Raw genomic sequence first — 8,759 nt, 5'->3', positions numbered from 1 at the left:
GTTCCCGATGGGGAGCGATCTTCGGTTCGGAAAGGACGAGCACCAGATCCACCTGATAGACGGAAAGCCCTTTCTCCCGAATGAGTCTTAAGACCTCGCGCAGGAAGAGGGTGCTTTCGGCGCCCTGGAAGCGGGGATCGGTGTCCGGAAAGAGGACCCCCAGATCCGGAAGCCCTGCGGCTCCGAGGATGGCGTCGCAGAGGGCGTGAAGCGCGACATCGGCATCGGAGTGCCCGAAAAGTCCCTTCTCGTGCGGGATCTCCACCCCGCAGAGGAGGAGCCTTCTTCCCGAAACCAGCCGGTGAGAATCGAACCCCAATCCTACCCGCATATCTTGTCAGAAGAGGATTTAATATTGTATATTTCAAAATATAGCTTATAAATTCCTAGATGGATACTTCGGTTTCGCAAATCTTTATAGCTCGTCAGCCTATCCTGGATAGGAAGGGTCAGACCTATGCCTATGAACTTCTTTACCGTGAAACCCCGGAAAATCGTTTTATTCTGATCGAGCTGGACGAAGACCTGGCCTCGAGATATGTTCTGGTGCATTCCTTTCTTCATTTCGGGCTGAACCGGATCGCCTTCGGTCGGCGGGTATTCATCAATTTTACCGCCAATCTTCTTCTTTCGAGAGTACTCTTTGCCTTTCCTCCGGAAAGACTGGTGGTGGAACTTCTGGAGACCATCCAGGTGAGCGATTCGCTTCTTACGGTGGTACGGGAAGTCAGAGAAAAAGGGTACTCTATAGCCCTGGACGACTTCCGGGAGGACTCCGCCCTGAGGGTGTTTTTACCTTATGCGGATTTTGTGAAGATAGACTTTCGGGAGACCCCTCCGGAGGAAATAGAACGCCTGGTGAAGGAACTGGGCGATACGCACCGGCTGGTGGCGGAAAAGGTGGAGACCCAGGAGGAGTTCGAATGGGCGGTCTCGCTGGGTTTTCGTTATTTTCAGGGCTTTTATTTTGCCCGTCCCCAGGTCCTTTCCTCCCGGGAGATGCCGGTCTCCAAGTTCCATTATTTTCGCTTACTCAAGTTCCTCTACGGAGTGGGGGACCAGCTGGAGGAGATCGTCCAGATTATAAGTTCGGACGCGGTGCTTTCCCTGAGGCTTCTCAAGTTTATCAATTCGGCCTTTTTCGGTCTCCTGGCCAAGGTAAAATCGGTGAAACATGCCGCGGTACTCCTGGGGATTCAGGGGCTTAAGAAATGGGCCTCGCTCATTACCCTTCATATCCTGGCTGCGGATCGTCCTCCGGAGCTGGTCATAAACTCTCTGGTGCGGGCCCGTTTTATGGAACTGCTGGCTGAGAAACTGGGCCTTCGTGAGGACGGGGAGGAGGCCTTTACCGTGGGGCTTCTTTCCTTACTTGAGGCCATGCTGGATCAGCCCATGGAGGAGATCGTGAAGGATCTGCCCCTGGAGGATTCCATCAAGGAGGCCCTGCTGGACCGTCCCGGCCCCTTTACCCCGCTTTTGCGGATGGTGGTGGCCTACGAAAGAGGGGAATGGGCCGCCCTTCAGGAGGAGGCCCGCCGGGCGGGACTTTTTGACGATTCCGTGTTGCCGCGATTATATTCCGAGGCGCTGAGCTTTGCTCACCGGGTAATGAGCACGGGCTTATGAGAGGAATGGCGGTCCACCTTCTGGGTATCGGGGGAATAGGGATGGCGGCGCTTGCCGGGCTGCTCAAGGCCCGGGGGTTCAGGGTGAGCGGAAGCGAGGCCGCCCCCCCTTATTCCCCGGCCAGAGAGGTACTCTCCTCCCTGGGGCTTGAACCCCTCATAGGGTTTGATCCCGAGAACCTCTCCCGTCTGCGCCCCCAGGCCGTGGTGGTGGGAAACGCTATCCGAGCGGAAAACCCTGAGGCCCGGGCCGCAAAGGAGGCCGGTCTTCCTCTCTATTCCCTTCCCTCGGCCCTTGAGGAATGGATCCTTCCGGGGAAACGTTCCCTGGTGGTGGCCGGAACCCATGGAAAGACCACCACCACGGCGCTTCTCGCCTGGGCGCTTGAGATCCTCAAGACCGATCCCACCTTCCTTGTGGGGGGTATCCTGCGCGACCGGGGACTCAACTTCCGCTGGGGAGAGGGGCCCTTTGTGGTGCTTGAAGGGGACGAGTACGATTCGGCCTTTTTCGATAAGACCCCCAAGTTCTGGCACTACCACCCGGAGGCGGCCATCCTCACCTCCGTGGAATACGACCATGCGGATATCTATCCGGAGGTCGAAGACCTTTTTGCGGCCTTTGAAAGGTTCGTTTCCCTCATTCCTCCGGAAGGACTGCTTGTCTTCTGTGCCGATGATCCCGGGGCCCGGAGGGTGGCGGAAAAGAGTTCGGCCCGTCTCATTCCCTACGGAAGATCCCCGGGAAGCCTTTACCGTTTAAAGGACCTGGAATTTTCCCCGCAGGGTACCCGCATGAGGATCCGGACTCCGGAGGGGGAGGAAGAACTCCTGCTTCCCCTTTTGGGGGAACACAACGCCCTTAACGCGCTTGCGGTCCTGGCCCTCTTGCGGGAACTGGGGTTTTCGTCCGGGGCCGTCTCCCGGGCCCTTTCCACCTTTCCCGGGGTTTCGCGGCGGCAGGAGGTCCTCTACCGGGGTCAGGTCCTGGTGGTGGACGACTTTGCCCATCATCCCACCGCGGTGCGGGTCACCCTTTCGGCCCTGAGGCAGGCTTTTTCCCCGCGAAGAGTCCTCCTCTGTTTCGAGCCCCGCACCAACACCAGTAAACGTCGGGTCTTTTTTCACTCCTATGCGGAGAGTCTTTCCCTGGCCGATCGGGTATGGATAAAACAACCCCCGGGTCTTGCCCGTATCCCTCCGGAGGAGAGGATGGATCTCCCGGCGCTGGGGCAGGAGATCTTCCGTCGGGGGGTCCCGGCGGAGGTGGTGGAGGAGATTCCGGCCGAAAGGCTGGCCTCCGAGGCAACCCCCGGAGACCTGGTGGTATTCATGTCCAGTGCCTCCTTTGGTTCGGTCTATACCCGCCTGATCCGCGGACTCCGGGACCGGGGACTTTGAGGAAGGGCGTTTTGGATCTGGAAGGGTTAAAAAAGCTCCAGGTAGAACTGGCCCGCCGGGCCTCCTCAGGTCCCCTGGGAGGGCCTGTGCGGCTGGTCGCCGGGGTGGATGTGGCCTACCTCCCGGGGAGAAACCGGGCCTTTCCGGCGGCGGTGCTGCTCTCCTGGCCCGGGCTGGAGGTGGTGGAGGAACGGGTGCTGGAGCTTACGGTTTCCTTTCCCTATGTACCCGGATATCTTTCCTTTCGGGAGGTGCCCCTTCTGGTGGCGGTTCTTTCCCGTCTTTCGCGGATTCCGGATCTCATCTTTGTGGATGGTCAGGGACGGGCCCATCCGCGTCGTTGCGGATTGGCCGTGCATCTGGGGGTGGAGCTGGGGCTCCCTACGGTGGGATGCGCCAAGAAACCCCTGGTGGGAGATTTTGAGCCCCCGGGCCCGGAGGCCGGAGCGCGGTCGCCTATTCTTCTGGAAGGAGAGGTGGTGGGGTATGTGGTGCGGACCCGAGCCGGGGTGAAACCGGTTTATGTCTCACCGGGGCATGGATTGAGCCCCGAGGAAGCGGCGGACCTGGTGCTTGCGGCCTGTCGCGGGTATCGTTTGCCCGAGCCCGTGCGGCGGGCCCATCTATGCGCCACGAGGGCCCGAAAATGCGGGTGGGAGTGATTCTGGCCGCCGCCGGTCGCGGCGAGAGAATGGGTCACCGGATCCCCAAACAGTTCCTGGAACTGGCCGGGGTACCGGTCTATCTCCATTCCCTCCGGGTGTTTGAGGACCATCCCCGGGTGGAGGAGATCGTGCTGGCGGTTCCTCCGGGCTGGGAGACAAGGGTCCTGGCTCAGGTAAGGGATCTGGGACTGTTCAAGGTCAAGGAGGTGGTTTGCGGGGGGGATACCCGCCAGGCTTCGGTGGAACGGGCTTTAAGGGCGCTTTCGGCGGGGATAGACACGGTCCTGGTCCACGATGCCGCCCGTCCCCTTATCTCCCGGGAGCTGGTTTCCCGGGTCCTTCAGGCTCTCGAGAGATACGGAGCGGTGCTCTGTGCTGTCCCGGTGCGGGATACGGTGAAACTGGTGCGGGAGGGCAGGGTGGAACGCACCGTTCCCCGGGAGGGGCTCTGGCTGGCCCAGACCCCGCAGGGGGCCCGAAGGGAATGGCTGGAGGAGGCCTATCGGCTGGCAGGCCAAAGGATGTTCACCGATGAAGCCGCCCTCCTTGAGGCAGCGGGGTTTGAGGTCCGGGTGGTGCGGGGAGAGAACACCAACCTCAAAATAACCTATCCGGAGGATTTTAGGATGGCCGAAATATATTTAAGGCTTGACAAACCGGGTAAGGTGTGAGGTTATAAAGGAAATCCCGCAAATTTTTGAAGACAAGGAGGGTCGGCGATGAAGGCTTTGAAAAAAGGACTGGCTATGTTGGGGCTGGCCTCTATGCTGGTACTTCCGGTGGGTTGCGGTCTTTCCAAGAAAGATCGCGATCTTATTCAGCAGGCTATAGAGGCTTCGAAACAGGCGCAGGCTGCAGCCGAGGAGGCCAAGAAGGCCCAGGCTCAGGTGGAAGCCGAGCTGGCCCGGATCGAGGCCGCTGCCAAACAGGCCACTGTCGCGGCTCGCGAGGCCGATGCCGCAGCCACCCGCGCGGCTCAGGCTGCGGAAAAGGCCAGTGCCGCCGCCACCAAGATGGAAAGGATCTTCGAAAAATCCCTGCGTAAATAGGATTCCCTAAGGGGTTCCTTACCGGGCCGTACCCACCCGGTGGGGAACCCCGTCCGGTCGGGCTAATACCCGATGAACCTTAAATAAATCCAGATAGAGATCCCGGCCGGTTTCTTCCTCCAGTTCGGAAGCCAGACGTAGGACCTCCAGCAACGGAGAAGAAATCCTTTTCTCCAGATCCGGGAAGACCTGGAGATAGATTTCTTTTCCCCGCACTCCCAGTTTATAGGGTTGATAGAGTACCCGCACCGGGGTCCCCACCGGAACCAGCGGAAAGAGGGCGGCGATGTCCTCGGGATAGAGCCGGATACAGCCGTGGCTTACCCGGCGGCCGATCCCCCAGGGTTTGTTGGTCCCGTGGATGGCGTAGGCCCCCCGGGAGAGATAGAGGGCATAGTCCCCCAGGGGATTGTCCGGGCCCGGAGGAACCACCTCCGGAAGGGTGGGGTCTTCCTCCCGGATGGATTCCGGCACGTGCCAGTAGGGGTGTTCCTTTTTCCGATAGACCAGATAAACCCCCTCGGTGGTGAGCCGTCCCTCGGTGCCGATGCCAATGGGGGCCGTATAGACCACCGGTTGCCCGGCCTCGGTGCGAAAATAATAAAGCCGCATCTCCGGGAGATTGACCAGGATCCCGGTGTGAGGTTGTCGGGGAAGTACGAACATCTTGGGGATGAGGATCTGTCGGCCTGCCGGGGGTAGCCAGGGATCCACCCCGGGATTGGCCAGCACGATCTGGTTGTAACCCAGGTCGTAGTGTCGGGCCACGTCGAGCAGGGTTTCGTTGCCGGAAAGGGTGTAATAAAGGATCTCTCCGAAGACACTCTGTTGGTTCCGGATCACGAAGCGGTCCAGGCTCCAGCCCGGAAAAGGGAGGAGAACCAGGAGCAGCAAGGCGAGTAGGCAGGTAAAGGATTTCATGTTAGAGATTTTAAACTATGAAATCCTCCCGCAAACCCGCAAACATACTTTCCCTCATCGGGAACACCCCGCTGGTTCCGCTCCGGCGCATACGGGTGAAGCCCCGGGTGGAGATCTGGGCCAAGCTTGAGAGCTTCAATCCCGGGGGGTCGGTCAAGGACCGCATCGCCCTTTCCATGATCGAGGACGCCGAGGAAAGGGGGCTTCTTACCCCGGGAAAGATCGTGGCCGAGGCCTCAAGCGGAAACACCGGGATCGGGCTGGCCATGGTCTGCGCGGTGAAGGGCTACCGGTGTCTCATCGCCATGCCGGAGTCGGCCTCCATCGAACGGCGCAAGATCATGCAGGCCTACGGGGCGGAGATCCTCCTCACTCCGGCCGAAAAGGGGACCGACGGGGCCATCGAAGTGATTTATGAGCTTGCGCGCCAGCATCCGGACAAATACTACAACCCCGACCAGTTCAACAATCCGGCCAACTGGAAGATGCACTACCGGACCACGGCCCCGGAGATCTGGCGCGACACCGAGGGGCGTGTCACCCATGTGGTGGCCTCCATGGGCACCACCGGGACCCTCATGGGGCTGGCCCGCTTCTTCCGGGAAAAGGCCCCGGAGGTGAGGGTCATCGGGGTGGAACCGGTTCCGGGGCACAAAATCCAGGGTTTAAAAAACATGAAGGAATCCTACCCCCCGGGAATCTACGATCGGAGGCTTCCCCATGCGGTGGTGAACGCCGACGACGAGGAGGCCTACGAGCTTTGCCGGCGTCTGGCCCGGGAGGAGGGGATCTTTGTAGGGATGAGTTCCGGGGCGGCGCTCGCCGGGGCCTTGAAGGTCGCCCGGGAGATAGAGGAAGGCCTCATCGTGGTCATCTTCCCCGACGGGGGCGAACGCTATCTTTCCACGCCCCTCTGGGTCTTCCCCGAGCCGCCGAAACGGGAGGACTTTCGCCTTACCAACACCCTTACGGGACGCAAGGAGGTCTTTGAGCCCCTTGAACCCGGAAGGGTCCGGATCTATACCTGCGGCCCCACCCTTAACCGGCGGCCGCACCTGGGGCTCTATCGCCGGATGCTCACCGCCGACCTTCTTCGCCGCTGGCTTGAGGCCCGGGGCTTTGAGGTTATCCACGTGGTGAACCTTACCGATTTTGACGATAAAATCCTTTCCGCCGCCGAAGAGACCGGCCGCCCGCTTAAGGAACTCACCGAGGAACTCGCCCGGGAGTTTCTTGAGGATCTCGCCTTCCTCCGCATAAAACCCGCCACCCACTACCCCCGGGTAAGCGAACACTTAGACGATATGCTTGACCTCACCCGGAAGCTCCTGGCCAAAGGCCTCGCCTATGAGAGGTATTCCTCGGTCTATTTTGATGTCTCCAAGCTTCCGGACTACGGCCGGCTCTCCGGGGTGGATCTTTCCCGGCTTAAGGCCGGGGCCACCGTGGATCTTGACGAATACGAAAAGGACGCCCCGGCGGACTTCACCCTCTTTAAGCGGGTAAGCATCACGGAGCTCAAGCAGGGCTATTTCGTGGACTCCGAATGGGGCAAGGTGCGTCCGGGCTGGCACATCCAGTGTGCGGCCCTGGCCCTCAAGTATCTCGGGGAGAACTTTGATATCCACACCAGCGGGACGGATCTTCTTTTTCCGCATCATGAAAATGAGCGGGCCATCGCCAAGGCCCTGACCGGAAAGGAACTCTGCCGCTACTGGCTGCATTCGGCCCTGGTGCTGGTTGAGGGGCGCAAGATGTCGGTTTCGGCAGGAAACGAGGTAACGCTTTCCGATCTGCGGAAGGCCGGCTTTTCCGGCCGCGAGATCCGCTTTTTCCTCCTGCGCACCCACTACCGGAAGCCCTTAAACTTCAGTTTCAAGGCCCTTGCCGAGGCCCGGAAGGCCCTCTCAAACCTTACCCTCTTCCTGGGGCTCCTTTCCTCGGCCCCGGAGGGGGAGGCCGCGGCCGAGGCGGAAGCCGCTCTTTCCGAGCTTCGCGAGGGCTTTGAAAACGCCATGAACGACGATCTCAACACTCCCCAGGTGATCGCCGAGCTCTTCCGTTTTTCCCGACGCTGGTATCCCTTCGTGGTGGAGAAGGGGCTTCCGCCAACGCTTAAGGAGGAGGCCCTTGCGCTTTTCTCCCGCATAAATGAGGTCCTCTGCGTGCTTGATTTTCCGGAGGAGGTCTCCGAGGGGGCGGTGAAGGAAAGAATCGCCGAACGCGAGGCGGCCCGAGGCCGGGGAGACTACGCCGCCGCGGACCGTATCCGGGAGGAGCTTTCCCGGGAGGGGATTATCCTGGTTGACACTCCCCGGGGGACCCGGGCCTTTCGTCTCCCTTATGAGTAGTTTCTATCAGGGGGTCCTTAAGGAGATCTACGAGCGGCTTTATGCGCACTTCGGCCCCCAGAACTGGTGGCCGGCCGAGACTCCCTTTGAAGTCTGCGTGGGGGCCATCCTCACCCAGAACACCAACTGGCGCAACGTGGAACGGGCCATAGAGAATCTTAAGGCCCGCGGGCTCCTTTCCCCGGAGGCCTTAAACGAACTTACCGAGGGGGAACTTGCGGCCTTTATTCGACCCGCGGGCTATTTTCGCGTCAAGGCCCGGAGGCTTAAGGCCTTCGTGCGCTGGCTCGTGGAAAATTACGGGGGAAGGCTCGAGAAGCTTTACGAGAAAGAAACCGAAGAACTTCGCCGGGAACTTTTGAGTCTTCCCGGGATCGGCCCGGAGACCGCAGACAGCATCCTCCTTTACGCCCTTGAGCGCCCGGTCTTTGTGGTTGACGCCTACACCCGGCGCATCCTCCTTCGTCACGGGCTCGTGACCGAAGAGGCCGATTATCACGAGATCCAGGAGCTTTTCATGGAAAACCTTCCGCCGGAGGTCCCGCTCTTTAACGAATATCACGCCCTGCTTGTGGCTTGCGGCAAACACCTCTGCCGCCCGAAAAAACCCCTCTGCCCGGACTGCCCCCTCCGGGACCTTGACGAATTTTCGGCTTGAAAGATCGGGCGTTTAAAGACTATAATTTCACAAAATGCATTATGATCTTGCAGCCAAGGTTATTCTTTCCCGATGTAAAGAAGCGG

The 8,759-nt window shown here is 60.1% G+C and carries 9 protein-coding genes; 7 read left to right on the top strand and 2 right to left on the bottom strand.

The annotated features are described in order from the left end of the window. The coding region (ispF, locus tag F8J34_RS03895; RefSeq protein ID WP_297056695.1) for a 2-C-methyl-D-erythritol 2,4-cyclodiphosphate synthase at positions 1-331 on the bottom strand (331 nt) is incomplete at its 3' end. Between the two features lie 59 nt (positions 332-390). Between ispF and F8J34_RS03890 the strand changes: the two genes are divergently transcribed. Genes F8J34_RS03890 through F8J34_RS03870 form a run of 5 tightly spaced genes read left to right on the top strand, consistent with a single transcriptional unit; the run spans position 391 to position 4,743 of the window. Then, positions 391-1,629, top strand: a complete 1,239-nt coding sequence (locus F8J34_RS03890) for an HDOD domain-containing protein (protein ID WP_297056694.1) — start codon at positions 391-393, stop codon at positions 1,627-1,629. 5 nt (positions 1,630-1,634) lie between these two features. Next, on the top strand, positions 1,635-3,029 hold the full coding sequence (locus F8J34_RS03885; RefSeq protein ID WP_297056693.1) for a Mur ligase family protein: 1,395 nt from the start codon (positions 1,635-1,637) through the stop codon (positions 3,027-3,029). Between the two features lie 11 nt (positions 3,030-3,040). Further along, positions 3,041-3,691, top strand: coding sequence for an endonuclease V (locus tag F8J34_RS03880; protein WP_297056692.1), 651 nt, complete (start codon positions 3,041-3,043; stop codon positions 3,689-3,691). Continuing rightward, positions 3,676-4,365, top strand: a complete 690-nt coding sequence (ispD, locus tag F8J34_RS03875) for a 2-C-methyl-D-erythritol 4-phosphate cytidylyltransferase (protein ID WP_297056691.1) — start codon at positions 3,676-3,678, stop codon at positions 4,363-4,365. The genes F8J34_RS03880 and ispD overlap by 16 nt, the downstream gene beginning before the upstream one ends. A 48-nt stretch (positions 4,366-4,413) precedes the next feature. Further along, positions 4,414-4,743, top strand: a complete 330-nt coding sequence (locus F8J34_RS03870) for a hypothetical protein (protein ID WP_297056690.1) — start codon at positions 4,414-4,416, stop codon at positions 4,741-4,743. 18 nt (positions 4,744-4,761) lie between these two features. Here F8J34_RS03870 and F8J34_RS03865 read toward each other — a convergent pair whose 3' ends face one another. After that, complete coding sequence (locus F8J34_RS03865) at positions 4,762-5,664, bottom strand: L,D-transpeptidase family protein (protein WP_297056689.1); 903 nt, start codon at positions 5,662-5,664, stop codon at positions 4,762-4,764. A 17-nt stretch (positions 5,665-5,681) separates the two neighbouring features. Between F8J34_RS03865 and cysS the strand changes: the two genes are divergently transcribed. After that, the gene (gene cysS, locus F8J34_RS03860) at positions 5,682-8,015 is read left to right on the top strand and encodes a cysteine--tRNA ligase (protein ID WP_297056688.1); all 2,334 of its coding nucleotides are present in this window, start codon (positions 5,682-5,684) and stop codon (positions 8,013-8,015) included. Then, a complete protein-coding gene (locus F8J34_RS03855) occupies positions 8,008-8,673 on the top strand; it encodes an endonuclease III domain-containing protein (RefSeq protein WP_297056687.1) in 666 nt (221 codons plus the stop codon). Before cysS ends, F8J34_RS03855 begins: the two co-directional genes overlap by 8 nt. The last annotated feature ends 86 nt before the right edge of the window (positions 8,674-8,759 follow it).

The organism is Thermosulfurimonas sp., assembly GCF_015491435.1.
Taxonomy (GTDB): Bacteria; Desulfobacterota; Thermodesulfobacteria; order Thermodesulfobacteriales; family Thermodesulfobacteriaceae; genus Thermosulfurimonas_A.
The sequence above is the reverse complement of the archived record's forward strand: the minus strand, read 5'-3'. Positions and strand labels throughout refer to the sequence as shown.